This window comes from Jeotgalibacillus soli (assembly GCF_000829435.1).
Classification (GTDB): Bacteria; Bacillota; Bacilli; order Bacillales; family Jeotgalibacillaceae; genus Jeotgalibacillus; species Jeotgalibacillus soli.
In genome coordinates this window covers 18,135-36,714 of the sequence record NZ_JXRP01000008.1, presented here as the reverse complement: position 1 = coordinate 36,714, position 18,580 = coordinate 18,135, and the positions used below count along the sequence as shown (strand labels likewise).

Below are 18,580 nucleotides of genomic sequence, written 5' to 3'. Positions count from 1 at the left end.
AAAGAAGAATACTAGAATCACTATTTAACTCTTGATGCCTTTTACAGGATCCTTAACACAGAAAAAAGCCTCTCATGAAACCATTTGTGAGAGGCTTTCAATTTATAATTAGGATGAATATTTTTTTCTTCTATACATAATCCATGCAATTATGAGTAAAGAAAGCATACCTAGCATCATACCAGGAATTAATCCTGGTGTTCTATATGTCAGAATAACTTTCTCGTCCCACTTATAAACTGGAACTCCGATAAATGCAGACTGGATTTCTTGTACGTCTCTTTTTTCTCCATCTACTTCAACGGACCAACCCTTGTGGTAAGGAACCGCAACAAACAGCACTTCATCTCCGTCAGGATCCACTGTCATTGACAGACGATTGTTATCAAATTCGATATTGGTGCTAGCCTGTGTCAGCTGCTGCTGCAAAATACGATCAAAAACTTCATACGGCTGGTATTCAGCTTCTATTTTTTGAATATCATACTGACCTGGCGTAAAGGAAAGATTTATTTTCTCGTGGTTCGTATCGATTTTAAATACGAACTCATCACGCGGATAATTGTATATGTTCTTCTCACCATTATTTCGAATGTGTTTTTGGTTAAGTGAAAGCGTATATATCCAAAAGTTTTTTTCTTTAAAAGAAACGGTCACTAATACTTCCCCAGCACCCATTCCATAAAATGGATTACCGAATACAAATGCACCGTTTTCGGGCTTAATAGTCGTCCAGTATCCATCATCGTTTAAGCCAACATTTCGCATTTCTATTGCGTCCTCCGGCTCTATTGAACGGGTATCGGTATATAATGTTTCCAAATCATAAGAAGGTAGGTTTGGTTCCTCCATAACAGCCGCTGATAATAATACCTGATCTCTTTTTCCATAAGACAGAGAATCAAAGGCCTCCTTACTAATGGCTTCCTTAAAAGTAAATGCAGGTGGTAATGGTGTTATCTGCTCTAATACCGTATAGTTCTCTGTTTGAAATGCTTCATTGTAACCATATGGAATTTCACGTAAGCGTTCCGTAGGTTCAACTTTGTAGTGAGCTGTTAGAAGCGTTTCAAGATACAGGCGATCATCTAAGCCATCAATTACACTTGGAGTATTTTGATGAAGGATATTAAGGTCCCGCTTCATAAACTGATGCACATTTCCTGCAATCAAGCTGTTATAGCTTTTAAAACCATTGTAATGATACAGCAATGAATCATTTTCATAAAGTGATGTATCCCGCAACAAACGGTGAAAAGCAGTCTCTTCTTCCTTAATATCATTTAGCATGGTAATGATTTCAGGATTTTTATAGCGATCTTTAATCTCTTCCTGTTTTTCTTCTACGTAGGCGAGACCATCTGGAAGCAGTTTTCAATAATTACGGATTGAAATTGATAGGACGTATACCATACTGTCAAAATCAGCAGCAGCATCCCGCTGATTCGCCATTTTTTCCATACTAATAGAATGCCCGCTGCTCCTGCTGCAAACAAGAGCAAAAACATAACATCGAAGTCGGTAACAAAAATACCGATCAATTCTTCTTTCTGTTTATACAATAAATAAACACCCGCTAAGCAGACAGCGACTATCGGTAAAAAAAATCGTGGTGAAAGTTTTTTTACTTCATCTAACACAAAAGGCACCATAATGACATGGCTTAACAAAAGCATATACATCCACCTGCTTTGCTGAGATGACATGCCATTATAGAAAGAATAGAAAAACGGCAGCGCCGCCATCACAAGAAACATCAGATGAAACAGAGTCCGGATTCTGGTCCCCCTGTTCGGAATGAAAAATCCTAACATAATCAGTAGAATTGATATAAGCGGTAATGTCATTCGCAAGCCGTAGCCTTCCAAAGTAAACACATCAAATGGCAAACGGCTATCGTAATCTGCTGTAAAAAAGAGCGGACGTTCAATTTCATAATAAAAACGATCTACCTGTAAAAAGGTTTGAACTGCCGGAATAAAAAACATCGCAGCAAGTCCAAAGCCAAGAGCATACTGCCCAAAAAATTTCACTATATACAAGGTCCATTTTTTCAAAGATCGATTCTGCTCGTATAAGAAATAGACCATCAATGCATAGAGCCCTAAAAAGATACTGTTCATAAACGCTAAATAAAAATTAGAAGTTTGTAAAGAAATATTTAGGAAAAAGCAAAAAAAAAACAGCCCCTACTGAAAAACAAAGGGGCTGTTTTCATTTATATTTGTCGTGTTCTTGACTTTCCTTAAATAAGCAAGTGAAATAAGTTGCTGTCTTGATTAATTTCCTGGAACGAAAATCCCTTCTTATTCATGCGTTTTATCAGATCAGCATGATCTTCTTTATTCTTTAATTCGATTCCGACTAATGCCGGACCGTTTTCCCTGTTATTTTTCTTTGTATATTCAAACCTTGTGATGTCGTCAGTTGGACCAAGCACTTCGTCCAAAAATTCTCGTAAAGCACCAGCACGCTGCGGGAAGTTGACGATAAAGTAATGCAGCAGCCCTTCATAAAGCTTAGATCTTTCTTTAATTTCCTGCATACGGCCAATATCATTATTTCCTCCGCTGATGACGCATACCACAGTTTTTCCTTTTATCTCTTCTTTATACAGATCAAGCGCTGCAATTGGCAAAGCACCAGCAGGCTCCGCAACAATCGCATGCTCATTATAAAGCTCAAGAATAGAAGTACAAACCTTCCCCTCTGGAACAAGCAGTACATCCTCCAAAAGCTCTCGGCAAATCTCAAACGTTTTTTCTCCAACGCTTTTTACTGCTGCCCCATCCACGAATTTTTCAATATCAGATAAGGTGGTTACTTTATTATAGAGAAGAGATTCCTTCATGGAAGGCGCACCCTTCGGTTCAACCCCAATCATTTTGGTCCTTGGAGAGATGCTTTTTATGTACGTACTCATCCCCGCCATAAGCCCTCCGCCGCCAATGCTCGCAAAAACAAAGTCGATCGGCTCATCGCAATCATTCAGGATTTCAACAGCCGTCGTTCCCTGCCCCGCGATCACATTTTCATCATTAAACGGATGGATAAACGGCCTGTTTTCCTCATTTGCGCATTTCACGGCTTCATTGTATGCATCATCAAATGTATCACCGGTTAAAACGATCTCAATAAAACCTCTGCCAAACATTTCTACCTGGTTCACTTTCTGACGCGGAGTCGTTGCAGGCATATATATTTTCCCGTTAACCTGAAGCTGTTTGCACGCATAGGCAACTCCCTGAGCATGATTACCCGCGCTTGCACAAACTACACCCTTTTCAAGCTGCCCCCTGTCAAGCGATTGCATCGAATAATAGGCGCCGCGTAATTTAAAGGACCGTACATGCTGAAGATCCTCCCTTTTTAAATAGATCGTACATCCGTACTTTTCAGAAAGCCGATCATTTCTTTGCAGGGGTGTATGAACCACTACATCCTTCAACTTCTGATAGGCAATTAAAATGTCCTCAAGCTGTACCGAAGCTCTCATTTCCACTTTCTGTTCCATTTATTCACCCTCATTTTCCGTTAATCATAATTTCTTCATTATACTATGGATATTTTTCGATTCAACAGATATTTTAGAATTTTTAAATTTTATAAATACTTGTAGGATCAAATAGAAGGATTTCATAGGGCTACACAAAGCTGTTAAACTGACAATTAAAGATGCCAACATCATTTTATTCTGATGACAATCTTTTTATTCTTGTTTTTTTACGGCCTAACGGGACTACCACTTGCGTGGATGCTTTTGTAATCACCGTTGACGAATACTGGATGCTTACATGATCGGAATTTAAATAGAGAAATGAAGGAGTTTTATGATGATTTAAGCTTTCAAAAAGTAAAATGAACCTGGTAGTTGAGAAAAGATTGAGTCAATCAAAGCTATTTTTGCAAGCTCATCACTTAGCTGTCCCCCACAGTTTATGTCGAAGCTTGCATTGAATGTCTTGCCATTAGTATTTTATGATAGTTTGTGAACACCCAAAATCTATTTGAACAAAAAATAGCCTCCCTAAGCTTTGCACCGGTTTGCCGGTATTACTTAGTGGAGACATTTCTATATTCATTTTTGAGGCATGACCTAGAAGCTGAACTTGTCGTTTACTCCAATTAATGCGCCAAAAATCTTTTCCGTTTTGGTGAGGAGGGGATATTCATTTCATCACGATACTTTGCGATGGCGCGTCGTGAAATTTGAATTTGTTGTTTCTTTTCCAGCATTTGCACGATTTTTTGATCTGATAATGGCTTTGTCTTATCCTCTTTATCAATTAAATTTTTTATCAATTCTTTTACGCTTGTCGATGAGGTCTCATTATTTTGCTTAATGAGAGAACTGGAAAAGAAATATTTTAATTCAACGATCCCTGTTGGGGTTTCAACATATTTATTTGACGTAATCCGGCTTACAGTGGACTCATGTACATCAATTTCTTCTGCAATCTGTTTTAAGGTTAACGGCTTTAAAGCTGCTGGACCTTTGACAAAAAAGTCCTGTTGATAATCCACGATCGCTTTCGTCACTTGATACAAGGTTGAATGTCTTTGGAGAATGCTTTTTTGCAGCCACTGTAACTCCCCATACTTCTCTTTCAAATATTGGTGGGCTTCCACATTTTTTTGCTTTAATAATGATTGATATTCATGATTCAATTTTATAATGGGCAAAAGTTCATCATTAATGACTACTGTAAATGTTCCATTTGACTCCATCACAGAAACGTCTGCAACAATATATTTGGGAAGTTCACTGCTGTAATTAATACCTGGTCTTGGTTGAAGTGTGTGAATGAGGTCTTGGACTTGTTGAATTTCCTGCAGTGTAACAGACAATTCTTTTGAGAGGCTCTTCCAGCTTTTAGATGCAAATGCAGCAATATGCTGCGCCACAATACATTCGGCTAATCGATTTCTTGTTGGCATTTTCTCTAGCTGCAGCAGTAAGCATTCTTGAAGATTTCGTGCTCCGACCCCTACTGGATCCAGCTCCTGTATCAAGGTTAAAAGAGATTTCCCCTTTTCATCTGAAACTTTGAGTTCTTGGCATAGCTCTTCAACCGTGTGAGATAAATAACCATCTTCATTAATGTGATAAATAAAATACGATAGGAGCTTATAATCCATATCGCTTATTTGCAATAGGCATATTTGATTAAGCAAGTGCTCCTGTAAACTGCGGCGTTCCATATTTATATAGTCAAATGGCGAAACTGCCTGGTTAGTATCTTCAACCGAACGTTTTGCATATTCTTTTGATTTTCCTGAATATCCTTCATTTCCTGCTTCCACTCTGGCATTATCATGTAATTCGATCAATGGATTATCCATCGCTTGCTCCTGAATAAAATCTGATAAATCATTCAATGAGTACTGCAATAGAGAAATCGCTTGTCTGAGTCCTTGAGTCATCGTTAAGTTCGTTGTCTGCTGTTGTAAGAGCCCTGTAGATAGATTCATAGAATAACTCTCCTCACGTAAAAATTAATCTATATTTTGATAGCACTCACAAATAAAATGACCGTTTGTTAAAACGAACAAATGACGTTTGAGAAACACTTTTTCATTACATATTTAGATATTTATATACTTAATATCTAATGTCAGTATATCAAAAAATAAATCAGAATAAATAGAATTTTTGATCGTTTATCTATTTTACAGCATAAATATACTGTATCCTTCCTTATAAGCAAAAAACCATCTACTTGGCTTAACTTGCCTCTCCATAGAATTTTCCCTTTTGAAGGAGTCGGCTTTCTGTCTCCGCAATATACTCTTGTATTTTTCAGGTGGATAAAGTGAGCTTCTCCATATAAAGGAAGCACTTCCTCCTCCAATATTGAGAGGAAAATATTATTTGTCTTTGGCTGGGAACGGGTGAATTTTTCGTAAATTAATGTATAGCCTTACTTGACCGCTTCTAGCAGACGTCCATCTCTGCATGTTTCAGTCACGCTTTCGTCTTTCTTGTAAACGGACCTGATATAGTGATCAACTATTTTTTATTCATATAACCTGTAAAGTCGCCGATCAAATCCTTATTGTTTAATTCATGATTGCCGTGCATAAGCATAACCGGCCTTTTGCTTTTTTTTGCAAGCGCAAGTGCAAGAGAGGTTTTCTCTGCACCAGAGGGACCCGTAAAATGAATGGGGCAGCCAGCTTTCAGGTACTGCAATGACCGGGTCAATAACCTTTTTGTTTCAGCGTCCTGTATCATTGCTTTTTTTCCTTCTTGATCTGTTTTTTTAAAACCGTCATTTCCGTATCACCTCCATCTCACTCATCTGCTAGGTTTCCAAGCCGATTGCACTTCTATAGCGAACATCTTTTCTTTTAAATGATGTGAATTCTTTGTCTTTATTTACAAGCACATCATAGGTCCCAAGCATTTAGTCCTTTGCGTATTCCTTCATATATTCCTTTTCTTCAATGACTTCAACGGTGACCTTCCAGCCTTCCTCGTTCGCTTCTACTGATGTTATCGTGCGGGGAGGAGCGATGTATTCACTGAAAAAGCCAGAAACATTATTCATTATTTCTTTGAATTCCATAGCTGCCTCCGCTTTTTCATTTAGTAAGGGATTGGGCAGATCCAGCAGCACAGGTGCTGCCCCCTGAGCCCTTTACCTCCTAAAACTAATTCATTAAATGCTAAATTGAGGGCTTCTATCATTGGACTGTGCCGGAAGACCATTTTCTTCAACTTTATCGTTAAGAAGTCCGACAGCCTCTGCATAACCAAGCCAAGTATCAACACTTGCGCTCACAACTCTAGCTTTAATCGTAAGAATTTCGATCCCGACAAGAGAAGCTCTCGCAAACACATCAATCACGATTCCTTTTTGCAAAATTTCATGTGTTGGATTTTAAATATGTTCGAAACAATTTCACCCATAAAACATCATAAAATTTAAAGGCATGCCCTCCGGAGAAAACTGTTTTCTTTTATCTCGTTTGCAAATCAAGGGTAAGTAATTAGTATCGGTGGAATCCTTCGGGGCCAAATGATGAGTGTGTACAGAGAAAGCACTCATTTTCGACACAAAATAATCAAGTGTGTAACCAAATAATCTCTTTTTTTAAATAAGATTGGTCATAATCAAGATTAAATTTGGTGTTAATGGTAAGATAGGGTTGAGGGTTAATTTTATGGTGAAAATCGCTAAAAGTAGATCTAGCGAAAGGTGGCACTTTTTGTCTAAATATAGGTTTAAAGAAGTGACGGTAACTGACTAAGCTTACTTTCGCCAAAATCCTGAAACCACCGGTGAGATTCCTTGCTTAGAACCTAAATTAAATAATATTCATTTTCTAAAGGCCTAGGTTTTTACTGAAATCCCAATTACAGAAAAAAATAACGATAAATAAGCAGCATTAAACGTGCTTATTCTATTTGAAAACGAGGTGTAAAAGTGGCAGATAAAAATAAGTTTGATATCGGAGACATAATAAGAATAAAAACAACTGACGAATTAGTAACAGTGAATAAATGGCATTATGTAAAGAACATGAAGGAATACTCTTATACTGTAAAAGAGCATCCATCAACCTTTTATTTCGAAAATGAGCTTCGCAGCAAGTAAAAAAATGGATCCATGCTGTGGACATTGCATTGAACCAGTGCTGAGTGGTTTTTTTATTCTTCTTAAAAAGAACAGGGCCATTAAATCCCTGGTGGATCTTTCCTCACATTATACATCCACATGAACCACAATCACGCCTCAACCAATTACAATAACACTTATAATGTATTCGAGACGATATTAATCTTTCTCCAAGAATGACAGTTGGGTTTCGACCTAACTCGAAAAAATAGCTGTTTTTATCACTGTGGAATATTCCCTCTATGATTTTTTGGGATTTTGTGCTTTTTAGCGCAAAACAAAAGAGCGCTAAACCCTTTTTTATAAAGGTTTAGCGCTCTTTTTAAATTTTGATGGTACATCATGCATTAGCGTAAAATAAATATTTTTCGCAAAGTTAAAATCCAGGAGCATTCTAACCGTACTCCTTCTTTTTTTCTTCAGAACACTCAATCGTGAACTGAACAACTTGGTCATGACATGGATCACTCAATCGTGGCCAATAGCTCTTCCCCCACTTCTATAAAGCAGATTGCTAACAAAAAACCCTATATAAGGATTTTTTATTCTATGGATCGACAGGAGAGATTTTAGGGCTTTAATACAACTTTTATACAACCATCTGTCCTTGTATCGAATACTTCATATCCGTGTTTTGCCTGATCTAGCGGTAAAACATGTGTAACTACATCTCCTGGGTCCACTTTTCCTTCTGCAATTAGATTGTATAAGAACGGCATGTAATGGATTACGGGAGCCTGTCCGGTTCTAATATTTACATTACGTTGAAATATATCTCCTAAAGGAAACCCATTATACTTTGCACCGTAAACCCCCGTGATTTGAATGGTGCCTCCTTTTCGAACAGCCTGGCTGGCCATGATAATTGCACTCATGGCACCACCATGAAGCTTTAATCCAGATGCAACGAATTCAAGCGGTGTCATCTTCCCGCTCATTCCAACGCAGTCAATTACTACATCTGCACCGCCCTTTGTAATTTCATGCAAATAGCTTCCAACATTTTCATGTTGCTCAAAATTAACGATTTCAACATTATTATGTTTTTTTGCGTGCTGCAAGCGATAATCGATGTAATCAACCGCAATTACCCGTTTTGCCCCTTTTAGCCATGAAAACTTTTGTGCCAGTAAACCCACCGGACCACAGCCTAGCACAATAACCGTATCTCCTTGTTTCACACCTGAATTATCCACACTCCAATAGGCTGTAGACATTGCATCTGCAAGCAAGACCAATTTTTCATCTTCTACCTCACTGTTTTCAGGAATTTTAAAAGATGTAAAATTAGCATAAGGGACACGCATATATTCCGCTTGACCACCGGGATAACCACCCACGGTGTCAGAATAACCAAAAAAAGCACCCATTTCACCATTTGCATTTGAGTTGTCACATTGACTTTCTAACTGACTCTTACAAAACCTGCATTCTCCGCAGCTTACGTTAAAAGGGATAATCACACGGTCACCCTTTTTTAACTTTGTAACCTCAGGCCCTACCTCCTCTACAATGCCCATGGGTTCATGACCAATCACATAGTCTTCTGGCAAATTAGGAATCATACCATGAATCAAGTGCAAATCAGATCCGCAAATGGCTGTAGTTGTTAGCTTTACGATCATATCGTCTGGTTTTTTTATGCTTGGGTCTTGTACTTCTTTTACCTGAACATCTTTAACACCTTGAAAGGTTACGGCTTTCATACTTTATCTCTCCTCCATTTTTTATTCGGGTGTGGTTGGGAACAAGCCTTTACGGTTTGTTTCTCCAGGGAAGAGCGGCAATTGAGCAATTTCAACAGCTGTTTGAGCAGATTTTAAATCTAATTTTTGTTGTTCACTTATGTTATATGGATGGAACCAGCCTTTGTTCAACATTAGTTCCGTTACCTCTCCATGTATGTCAATTGCTTTTTCTAACTGTTTTTTCAGCACAGCTCTAACCTCCGGATTAGAGGACTCGGTTATTGCAACAGCGTAATTTCTAACTCCATTCTTTGCAGATAACAAAAAGTCTAGGGCAATCCCGGAATCCGCCAGCTCAGGCATTCCTACAGAATTTATTGGATCTAAATAATCATTCATCCGTTAAGCACCTCCTAATGGGTTCTGGCTTTTGAATATAAATTTTGAAGTTCCTTAATATCACGAATGGATTGTTTCACATCTTTTTCCATCAATGCTTTTAGATCTTGGTCAAAGACCACACCTTGCATCATTTTTGACTTTAATAAACAAACGGTTTTGAAATTAAGGATTTCATGTGTTTCCATGGTTTCATGAAAGGTTAATTTTTCCTGGTCCATTATTTCACCTCCAAATTCCCAAACAACAGTAATGTTCCCCACAGTTCCTTCTTTATACGAATTTATGGTGCTGAGTGAATAACTAAATTCTACTTATGCCCCCAAAATTAAAAGTATAAAAATAAATAGAATAAGCAAAATAAACGAGAAGAAAAATTGATTAGGGAGTGAAATACATGGAAAAGGACTTTGCACTTCATGAGACACTTGAAATTCATGAATTACTGACATTTAAAAATCTTTGCTTAACAAAATCCTATACAATGGGGACATTAGTTCAAGATGGAGAGCTTAAGGAACTGCTTTCAAATGATGTAACCAGCAGTAGAAAGCAAATAAAACAATTACAGGGATTTTTAACAGATCGGGGGGGATTCCAATGAACGAATTTTTAAAAACGATGACGGGAATGAGCGGAATGACTGATCAAATTTTGGCGACTGATTTTTTAATTTCCTCTAAAAGCGGTGTGATCAACACTGCTTTTGCTCTCACTGAATCGGTTACTCCAGAGCTAAGAGGAGCACTGCGGGAGCAATTATTTGCTGCGATAGACTCACATGAAAAAATAAGCAGCTATATAATTTCTAAAGGATACTATCGTCCAAATGAAATGAAAGAACAAATACAAATAGATTTAACTGCAGCCCAAGATTCACTAAATCTTACACAGTAAACCGTTTAAAATAGAAAATTCATTTACTAAAACACAAATATGAGCATAGTATTGCTAATTAAAGGACTTGTATATGTGAATAGTGGAGACAAAGAGCTTCAATTTAATTGGAAATTGTATGAGGGCGAAGTTGTAGAATAATGGTTTGGTCAAAAAAGAAAAACATTTATAGTGTTTTTCTTTTTTATTTTCTTTTAGCCATCGATGATTTTCGGGGGTGGATTGATAAGAGAGAGATTGCTTTAATAAAAAATAACGCAAGCCTTACATCTGCCTTCATTCTTTGTTTTCCACGATGAGTATGAATCATTTGATTTAAAGAGTAAGCAACGGATTAATGGTCATGAAAGATGGCCATAAGTATTAATGAACCTCTATATCAAGGTATTCTATTTTAATCAAGGCCCTATTAAGAAGGCAGCTGATCTTGTTCAACTAATGCACCCGTTAGCTAAAGTAGATTGTTTCACAAACTTTTGTAAATTTGGAGTTATAGTCTCGATTTTATGAAATTCATTGAACCAAGCATTAGGATTTTATCGTTAGCCACGACCAATGGTATCGTTCAACTTCTTGCGATACTTATCCTTCCAAGTTTTCTCATCCTTCACTAGGTCGTCGCAGAAAGCAGCCACGTCCTCGCCCGTAAGGTCAGTGACTTTCTTGCCTTCCGCTGCTCCTTCTTCGAAGAGGTCGAGAATGCCGTAAAGGATACGGCTGCTATCCTTCCAGTCGGTGGGACCACCACCAGCAGTCCACATATATTTTTGGATAGCTTTGTAAGCGTTGCGGTACTCACTTGGAAGTGCCTTCGCACGTGCCTCCATCGCCCTCCATTCCCGCTTGTCATCCAGACTTCCGATAATTTTTTCAAAAATATTCATTTTACTTCTCTCCTTTCATTTTTTTTATTTTGAGTTCGTTAATTTTGCTTGAGACAAAATCCCATTTCCCCCAAAAAATTTCGAGTTTCTCTTGACCTTCTGCGTTGAGTGTGTAAAATTTTCTCGGCGGTCCCACAGTGGAGGGCTTTTTCTCTATGTCCACCAGATTGTTTTTCTCAAGCCGCATGGTAATGGTATAAACTGTGCCTTCAACCACATCAGTGAAACCGAGTTCTCGCAGTTGTTGCGTGATTTCATAGCCGTAAGTTTCGCCACGGCTAATGATTTCAAGCACACAACCCTCAAGCACCCCTTTCAGCATTTCCGTGATATTTTCCAAATGTTTTTCCCCCATTTTGTATTTCACTTATATTTTAGTACTTTGCAGCACTAGTATTCGGTATTACTTATTACCGGTATATAGTATCGCATAGTAGCATTGTCTGTCAAGAATGAAAAAGCTATTGTCTTATTGAACAATCCTGCTATTTAGTAAAAAAGGGGCTGCCGCATCGACAACCCCTGTTCCACTCTTCTGCTTCGTTAATACAATAAGCACAGCTTGACATTTGTGTATAAAAATAAGCAACTATACAGTTTTTCGTTGTGTAATGATTCAAAATGATGAATGAACATACTGACAAAACACACATTATTTAAATGCCAGAAACACTTATTCGACTTAAGAAATGAAACAACTTTATTATTTCTAAAAATCACAGAATTGAAGAAAACTATGTTTTTTAAACATCTTTAATAACCATCTATCAAAGTAACTGATAGATGGTTATTGTATTTCTAGAAACAAAATTAAATAACTTTATTATTCGCAGACAGAAATGAATATTTCAACTGGTCTAAAAACAGACTACGGGAAGGGATTTTCTCATCCCGTAGTTCTTGTTGCAGTTAAGTTTAAATCATTTATTAAAGTTATTTTGCCTAACAAGCTCTAACCACCTGCCTGTTTCAATTTTAATCTTCTTTCAAGGATACTGATCATGTATAAAAAGTGTTCAGCTTCGCGTACAACATGATCGGCTAATAAAGGATCAATAACGCTTTTAATTTGACAGTTCTTAATCATTTCAAGCCCTGCTTTTTTGAATTCTCTTAATTCCATTGTCGCGTCTTCGCTATCTTTATTCACCTTCCCAATAATCGGATAGGCTGTCTGTTTACGATATAGCATAGATTCAACGTCTCGTGCCTGGTTTAATAGCACTTCAAAATTATCACCAAACTGACTTGCTTTACTGACAAGATTGCGCTCAGAAGGATCTAATAAATGCGAGATAAAACGTGAATGTTCCATCATAATTCGTAACCAAAAAACATTTTCCTGAATAATGGAGTCTTGTATGGGGTCAAGGATCCCATTATTAAATTTCTTAAGCGTTCGAACAAAATATTCAGCTTCTCGAGCAATATGATCGACCAGTAGAGGAAGGTTAAAACCGGAAATTTTACAGTTAATAATTAAAAGAAGGACATTCCTCTTGAAATTTCTAAAGGCTGTAGCTAATTCAATGCTTTCCTCATTTAATTTTCTAACAAGAGCAGTATTTTCAGCCATCGCATTTGCTCGATTGAGAAGCTGGTCAAAATAATAGAAAAACCGATCTGCTTCCGAAATCAAATTTTTATCTTTTTTATTAAAACCCTCACTCAGAAAATAGGCATGTTCTTTCATAATTCTAAGCCAAAATCGATTCTCAGCCAGAGAACGTTCAATAAAGGTTCTCTCTTCTAATGATTCATTCTTCTCAGCATGTAGTTCAGGAGGTAATAATAAACCATTTTGATTATTCATTACAAAATGTCCAGGGATTTGTTGATAATGAGTCATACAATCACTCCCAAAAACAGACTTTTTTTATTTTTATGTAGAAGAGGAAGAGAGTATGCTGATATTTTAATTAAATAGCTATCGGTCGGATAACGCAAAAAATGAGGAAGCGAGAACACATTTGCTCCAGAAGTTAAGCATCCGTTAGTTTAAGTGAAAAGTTTCACAATCTATCATAAATACATAGGTATCAGGATTAACCCGTTAACTTTAATTGAATAACCTTGCTATTAATTTCTTCTGGATAAAAGTTCTGTCTCTTAGCCACTAATAAAAACACACCTTTATAAAAACAGTATCTTAATTAATACAACATTTTACGTGAAAGACGTGATATTTTCCATACAAGTACATTTTGAAATTTATCCTTCTCAACATCCGATATCGATGTTTTCTTTTGCTTTCATCTTTTTGTGTATATGTCCCCCTGTATTGTACTTTGAACATTACCGTACATAAAATAAATCATTTTCGGTAGAAAGAAATTAAGGTTCATGGTAAAATCACATTAGGAAAATAAAGGCAATGTAACCTTTGGGTTCAACCTCGCTGAAAAGTAGGTTGGACCCTTTTTGCATTCTTAAACCTAAAGGAGGACTTTTAATGTTGAGAACAGAAATGCTGTTGCATCGGCTGGACGAGATCGGCAAATCGCTCGAAAGAAGAGGGGGTGCACTATTATTGTTAGGTGTCGGTTCCGTTGGAATCGAGACTGCTCGGCTGGACGATTATTCAGATTTGGATTTCTTTGTCATTGTAAGGCATGACCAGAAAAGCAGATATATCGACCATTTGGATTGGCTAGAAGAAGTTCACCCATTAGCTTATTCTTTTAAGAATTCGGAGATTGGCTATAAAATTCTGTTCGAAGACGGCATTTTTGGTGAATATGCGGTATTTGAGGAATCGGAGCTTATTAATGGTTCTTATACGGAAGGGAGAGTCGTTTGGAAGGATCCCTCCTACAACAATACGGGAATTTCAAAACCTTCCAACCCGATACCTAGCCCCAAAAAAGACTCCTTAGACCATCCTTTGAACGAAGCTTTAACTAATCTCTATGTGGGACTCGGCCGCTTTGCCAGGGGAGAGCGCCTATCAGCGACGAGGTTCGTACAAGGTTATGCTGTGGACAGGATTTTATCCGTACTTCATTTGATAGAGCAAGAGGTGGATTACTTTCCCGATCCTTTCGGAAACGAGAGGCGCATGGAAAAAAGATACCCTCGTTTCGCGGAAATGATTGCAGACATGATACAGGGATATGATCATGTACCTGAATCTGCACTTCGTATTTTAAGCTTCATAGAAGAAGTGTATCCAGTTAATCGAAAACTAAGCGATGAAATACGACGTTTAGCCAAAATATCCTGCCGTTAACAAAGGAGTTGAATCTTATCATATAAAAATAGCTATCTATTGTCCCATTTCTGCCATTACTTGTTTTGCATAAGCAGAATAGATTAAAAATAGAGTTAACCTCTCAAAAAGAGCCAAATTTCTCTATCAGGAAATTTGGCTTATTAGTTATACCTCGAAAGTCCGTTAAACAAATTGCTGACTAGGCTGTTTACAAAAAACTCACCACGTTGTACTGAGCTTCCATTGTTTGTTTTGTATCTAATAATGAGGTCCAGTGCATTAAGGAATGCTCTCTAATACATTCTTCACCGCTGAAGTATTTCCTCTAATTAAACTAAACTGCTTCATTAGTTGAAGAAGCAATCTAAATCTAATGATACTATAAAATAGTAAATAGATTCCTTCCCTCCCATAACAACATAATCTCTACGAAATTGAAAAAAGGAAAAGATCACTCCTAACGAGTGGAACTTTTCCTTTATTAAATGTTATTTGGAGGTTTAATTCTTACTGATCACACCGTACTCTTCCAACAACGTTCTAATTCCTTTGTTTATAAGTTTTGACTTATCTCCTTTTTCTCCCCTAGATGCTATTTTATCTACTTCTGCAGCCAAGTCAGGATCCATATAAAAGGAAGTGAAAACTTTCTTTGGCTTCTTCTTAATCGCTTTTTTACCAGCAGCCAGGTCTCTCAAATAGTTGTCATCATTATCTTTAACATTAACAACATTGTCATTGTTAACATATGTTTTATCTTTATCAATAACATTGTTAGAGTCAATGTTATTATTATTGTCATTATTTTTTACATTATTATTTGTTTTATTGTTACCATCGTTAGCATTCTTATTTTCAACTTCGTTGTTATTGTCATTATCCAAATTGTCATCTTTTTTATCATATGAATTAAAGAACGCTTGGGACGCATTTGGTTTTTTAATTTTATCTTTGAGGTTGTTTCTGTTCGACACGTTCTTTCAACTCCTTTACAAACGGTATGTAGTATTCTAAAGCATTTTTTAATTCTGGATTTTCGTCGAATCCTGTAATGGGTAAGCGCCTAGTAGAAGCTTTTCGTTTAATGAAATAGCAGCATTTAATCGTGTATATGGACTTGATCAGCCTTATCTCGTACAGCTTTGGAACGCTATACAGGGGATCGCGACATTTGCTGCGCGACTCCTATTCTAAGTAGCCATCGAATCAATGAAACGATTAATTTCATAACATCCGTTTGTAATTTGTTAAACGCGGGTATTAACTGATGAAACCAATTTCAAAATCTAACGTGGTATCGAGGTTTCCGGTACGCAAGAGAGGCATGGGAAGATCAGATGGATATAAAGAAATATAAGGTTGAAGGCAATGAAAAGATTGAGCTGCAGACCTTTGCAACATCAGAGGATCATGGCTTTGAGGAAAAAGAACTTATTGATCAGCTTATGCCAGAAAGCGTCAGCAAGCTGAAGGAATTACATTGGAAGCTTCATGCTGAAGAGAAAAAAGGAATCATTGTTGTTTTGCAGGCAATGGATGCTGCTGGCAAGGATGAGGCGATCAGTTATATTTTCTCGAATTTAACTGCTCAAGGGCTAAAAACAACCTCTTTTCAGAAACCGTCTGATACAGAGTTGAATCATGACTATCTTTGGAGGATTCGAGACGGACTTCCAGCGAGAGGGCAAATCGGCATCCTGAATCGCTCACACTATGAAGAAGTGATTGCGCCAAGAGTTCATGACGATTTATTAAAAGATGAAATGATTCCTGACAATGTAGACAAAGAAAAAATTTGGCCAATTCGCTTTCGCCAAATAAATGATTTTGAACGTCATATGGATGAAAATGGATTCAAGGTGATTAAATTTTTCTTTAATATGTCTAAAGAAGAGCAAGCAGACCGATTGCTAGAGCGAATGAAGAATCCAAAGAAGAACTGGGAATTTTCATTTCGCGATGTAGAAGAACGTAAATACTGGGACAGCTATCAGAAGTACTTTGAAGATATGTTAAACAATACAGCAACAAAAGCATCCCCTTGGTACGTTCTGCCGGCAGATGATGAATTATACTCACGCTACATTATCACGCAAGTGATGATTGACTGTATTGAAAGCATCGATCCGCAATTCCCTGAGATTTCAGAAGAAAATCAGGAGAAGCTTGATAAATATATTAAACAACTAGAAAGTGAAAAAGCGTAGAGATAGGTTTGCAAATAACTTTTTTACGCATCGGTAACTCCTCAATTTTAATTGAGGGGTTATTTTAATGATAAGGAGTCTTAAAAATGCCATAACCTCTAAAGGATTAGCGAAAAATTTATTCTAAATGTTCAAAAAAATGTTTTCTCTCTTAATAGATTATCGTGTAATAGGTACAAAGAAGGAGTAGGTTGAATGACTTATTTACTAAACAACGAATATCGAATCAGTTCCACCACGCTGGCGATGCAACAGGCGTTTCACCTGACCTGTCAAACCGTGATTTACGATGTTAAAGGTACTCTTCAACTAAAGCACCCTTTACTTTAAGTACACTTCTTCACAAACTTAACTATTAATTGTAAATCCCATTATGGAATTCCCAAGAATACACCAGTTAAAAAGGCTTTAAACTATAAATAATGGCACTAATCTTTTTTGATTAATGCCTCCATTAGATAAAAAATACTATATTATTTAGTAACGGGGTTTTTTTGGGAGAGAAAGTTAAATATTTATAGACGACAAAGAAATTGAATTCCAATTAGCATTTAAAATAGAAAAAAGCCACTTGGAGTTCCAGTTCCAAGTGGATTTACTTTATCAAAGAAATTAAATAGCTTCTTTCTTTCTCGTCATTGATTACTTTTTCAACAATATTGTCTTGGCGCAAATAATATTGAAATTCTTGGTTTTGATATATCTTTTCATAATAAATACCGTTATCACTTAGTTCCCTAAACCAACTTTCTCTTTTTAGCTTCTTGATATTTTTCCTAAACTTTATATCATCTAAGTCAATTCCGCCCATAAATAGGAGTCCTAAAATTAAACTTATAATAAAACCGAATATCAACCTGAAAAAGTTTTTCATTATCATTACCCCTTTATGATTCTATCTGTATGATTTATACGTTCAAAGATTAAGTAGGTTTCATATTTAGGGAATTCTTTCTTCCACTATCCTGCTCCGTTAGTGAAAAAGCGACTGCTCTTATTAAACAATCGCCACCCGTTAATTGTATAACGATCTAAAATTGAATTTCTCCAGTTATAACCCCTATAACAATTATTGAAATAATTATGGCTTTTACAGAAAGTGAAATTTTATTAACTTTGCGAATGTGGTAGAAACCTTTTTTCACCATATTGTAAAAATAAAAAATAAAAAACACTATAACAAAACTTATAATTATTGCTATTAAGTCAGTGGAAGTGAACGGCTTTTCTATATAATTACCTAAGTAAAAACTTGTTGGGATAAGCATACCGAATATAAATAACTGTATTCCGAAATATTTAATATGGTTCATATCTCATACATTCCTTCTTAGATTCTTGTTCAACTAACCTGCTTCTTATTGTGATGAAACGGGATCCTCATCGAATGAGCACTGCCCAGATGCGATACATTATTATGCGGATTTCAAACCGCGCCAGCATTCACAAAGACATTCATCCGCACCAACTAAGGCACAGCTATGCAACCCAATTATTGAATAATGGAGCACCTTTGGATGTTATTCAAAGCTTATTAGGTCATAAAAAAAGTGAAACCACCTGGATATATGCCCAGCTAAGCGGAAGCATCAGGCAGGAATTTTACAGGAAGTATTTTTAACAATTAAACAGCAACGCAGCTCGACTGCGTTGCTGTTTTCACTCTTGTTCC

At 36.8% G+C, this 18,580-nt stretch carries 20 protein-coding genes and 1 pseudogene; 6 read left to right on the top strand and 15 right to left on the bottom strand.

The genetic code is table 11. The features are described from left to right. Window positions 1-108: 108 nt before the first annotated feature. The 7 genes from KP78_RS20910 to gvpJ form a co-directional block, all read right to left on the bottom strand. Entirely contained in the window at window positions 109-1,326 is a 1,218-nt protein-coding gene (locus KP78_RS20910) for a YfhO family protein (protein WP_268747502.1), read from the bottom strand. A 17-nt stretch (window positions 1,327-1,343) separates the two neighbouring features. Continuing rightward, the gene (locus KP78_RS20905) at window positions 1,344-2,186 is read right to left on the bottom strand and encodes a YfhO family protein (RefSeq protein ID WP_084219668.1); all 843 of its coding nucleotides are present in this window, start codon (window positions 2,184-2,186) and stop codon (window positions 1,344-1,346) included. A 59-nt stretch (window positions 2,187-2,245) separates the two neighbouring features. Beyond that, window positions 2,246-3,514: a threonine ammonia-lyase IlvA gene (ilvA, locus tag KP78_RS03010; RefSeq protein ID WP_041086210.1), complete on the bottom strand. Its 1,269-nt coding sequence runs from the start codon at window positions 3,512-3,514 to the stop codon at window positions 2,246-2,248. Window positions 3,515-4,125: 611 nt separating this feature from the next. Beyond that, window positions 4,126-5,472 (bottom strand): RNA polymerase factor sigma-54, encoded by a 1,347-nt coding sequence (gene rpoN, locus KP78_RS03005; protein WP_041086208.1) that lies wholly within the window; start codon window positions 5,470-5,472, stop codon window positions 4,126-4,128. Between the two features lie 538 nt (window positions 5,473-6,010). After that, complete coding sequence (locus KP78_RS20495) at window positions 6,011-6,235, bottom strand: hypothetical protein (RefSeq protein ID WP_235420822.1); 225 nt, start codon at window positions 6,233-6,235, stop codon at window positions 6,011-6,013. Window positions 6,236-6,407: 172 nt separating this feature from the next. Further along, window positions 6,408-6,620, bottom strand: coding sequence for a gas vesicle protein GvpO (locus KP78_RS20490; protein ID WP_235420821.1), 213 nt, complete (start codon window positions 6,618-6,620; stop codon window positions 6,408-6,410). Between the two features lie 42 nt (window positions 6,621-6,662). Further along, window positions 6,663-6,869 (bottom strand): gas vesicle protein GvpJ, encoded by a 207-nt coding sequence (gene gvpJ / locus KP78_RS02990; RefSeq protein WP_052474510.1) that lies wholly within the window; start codon window positions 6,867-6,869, stop codon window positions 6,663-6,665. Window positions 6,870-7,430: 561 nt separating this feature from the next. On the opposite strand from gvpJ, the gene KP78_RS20245 reads away from it, so the two are divergent. After that, window positions 7,431-7,601, top strand: a complete 171-nt coding sequence (locus KP78_RS20245; RefSeq protein WP_162835565.1) for a hypothetical protein — start codon at window positions 7,431-7,433, stop codon at window positions 7,599-7,601. Between the two features lie 590 nt (window positions 7,602-8,191). Here KP78_RS20245 and KP78_RS02985 read toward each other — a convergent pair. From KP78_RS02985 to KP78_RS02975, 3 genes are read right to left on the bottom strand one after another with little or no spacing between them, the layout of a single operon-like run. After that, a complete protein-coding gene (locus KP78_RS02985; protein ID WP_041086206.1) occupies window positions 8,192-9,328 on the bottom strand; it encodes a zinc-dependent alcohol dehydrogenase in 1,137 nt (378 codons plus the stop codon). A gap of 21 nt (window positions 9,329-9,349) precedes the next feature. Then, entirely contained in the window at window positions 9,350-9,709 is a 360-nt protein-coding gene (locus tag KP78_RS02980; protein WP_041086204.1) for a spore coat protein, read from the bottom strand. A 14-nt stretch (window positions 9,710-9,723) separates the two neighbouring features. Beyond that, complete coding sequence (locus KP78_RS02975) at window positions 9,724-9,930, bottom strand: hypothetical protein (protein WP_041086202.1); 207 nt, start codon at window positions 9,928-9,930, stop codon at window positions 9,724-9,726. Window positions 9,931-10,106: 176 nt separating this feature from the next. On the opposite strand from KP78_RS02975, the gene KP78_RS02970 reads away from it, so the two are divergent. After that, complete coding sequence (locus KP78_RS02970; protein ID WP_041086200.1) at window positions 10,107-10,313, top strand: hypothetical protein; 207 nt, start codon at window positions 10,107-10,109, stop codon at window positions 10,311-10,313. Next, complete coding sequence (locus KP78_RS02965; RefSeq protein ID WP_041086199.1) at window positions 10,310-10,606, top strand: spore coat protein; 297 nt, start codon at window positions 10,310-10,312, stop codon at window positions 10,604-10,606. The genes KP78_RS02970 and KP78_RS02965 overlap by 4 nt, the downstream gene beginning before the upstream one ends. 542 nt (window positions 10,607-11,148) lie before the next feature. On the opposite strand, the gene KP78_RS02960 is transcribed toward KP78_RS02965, so the two are convergent. The 3 genes from KP78_RS02960 to KP78_RS02950 all read right to left on the bottom strand — a co-directional run bounded on the left by KP78_RS02960 (window position 11,149) and on the right by KP78_RS02950 (window position 13,339). Further along, complete coding sequence (locus KP78_RS02960) at window positions 11,149-11,490, bottom strand: DUF1048 domain-containing protein (RefSeq protein WP_041086197.1); 342 nt, start codon at window positions 11,488-11,490, stop codon at window positions 11,149-11,151. 1 nt (window position 11,491) lies between these two features. Further along, the gene (locus tag KP78_RS02955) at window positions 11,492-11,830 is read right to left on the bottom strand and encodes a PadR family transcriptional regulator (protein WP_041086195.1); all 339 of its coding nucleotides are present in this window, start codon (window positions 11,828-11,830) and stop codon (window positions 11,492-11,494) included. Window positions 11,831-12,442: 612 nt separating this feature from the next. Next, on the bottom strand, window positions 12,443-13,339 hold the full coding sequence (locus KP78_RS02950; protein ID WP_041086193.1) for a DUF2935 domain-containing protein: 897 nt from the start codon (window positions 13,337-13,339) through the stop codon (window positions 12,443-12,445). Window positions 13,340-13,942: 603 nt separating this feature from the next. On the opposite strand from KP78_RS02950, the gene KP78_RS02945 reads away from it, so the two are divergent. Beyond that, entirely contained in the window at window positions 13,943-14,719 is a 777-nt protein-coding gene (locus KP78_RS02945) for a hypothetical protein (protein ID WP_041086192.1), read from the top strand. Window positions 14,720-15,201: 482 nt separating this feature from the next. Here KP78_RS02945 and KP78_RS02940 read toward each other — a convergent pair whose 3' ends face one another. Further along, window positions 15,202-15,675, bottom strand: coding sequence for a ribbon-helix-helix domain-containing protein (locus KP78_RS02940; protein WP_041086190.1), 474 nt, complete (start codon window positions 15,673-15,675; stop codon window positions 15,202-15,204). A gap of 363 nt (window positions 15,676-16,038) precedes the next feature. On the opposite strand from KP78_RS02940, the gene KP78_RS02935 reads away from it, so the two are divergent. Then, window positions 16,039-16,908: a PPK2 family polyphosphate kinase gene (locus KP78_RS02935; RefSeq protein WP_041086188.1), complete on the top strand. Its 870-nt coding sequence runs from the start codon at window positions 16,039-16,041 to the stop codon at window positions 16,906-16,908. Window positions 16,909-17,503: 595 nt separating this feature from the next. Here the strand turns inward: KP78_RS02935 and KP78_RS02930 are convergent. Further along, window positions 17,504-17,782, bottom strand: a complete 279-nt coding sequence (locus KP78_RS02930; RefSeq protein WP_041086186.1) for a hypothetical protein — start codon at window positions 17,780-17,782, stop codon at window positions 17,504-17,506. Between the two features lie 483 nt (window positions 17,783-18,265). Between KP78_RS02930 and KP78_RS02920 the strand changes: the two are divergent. Beyond that, window positions 18,266-18,529: pseudogene (locus KP78_RS02920) on the top strand (tyrosine-type recombinase/integrase); the annotation flags it as partial. Window positions 18,530-18,580 lie beyond the last annotated feature (51 nt).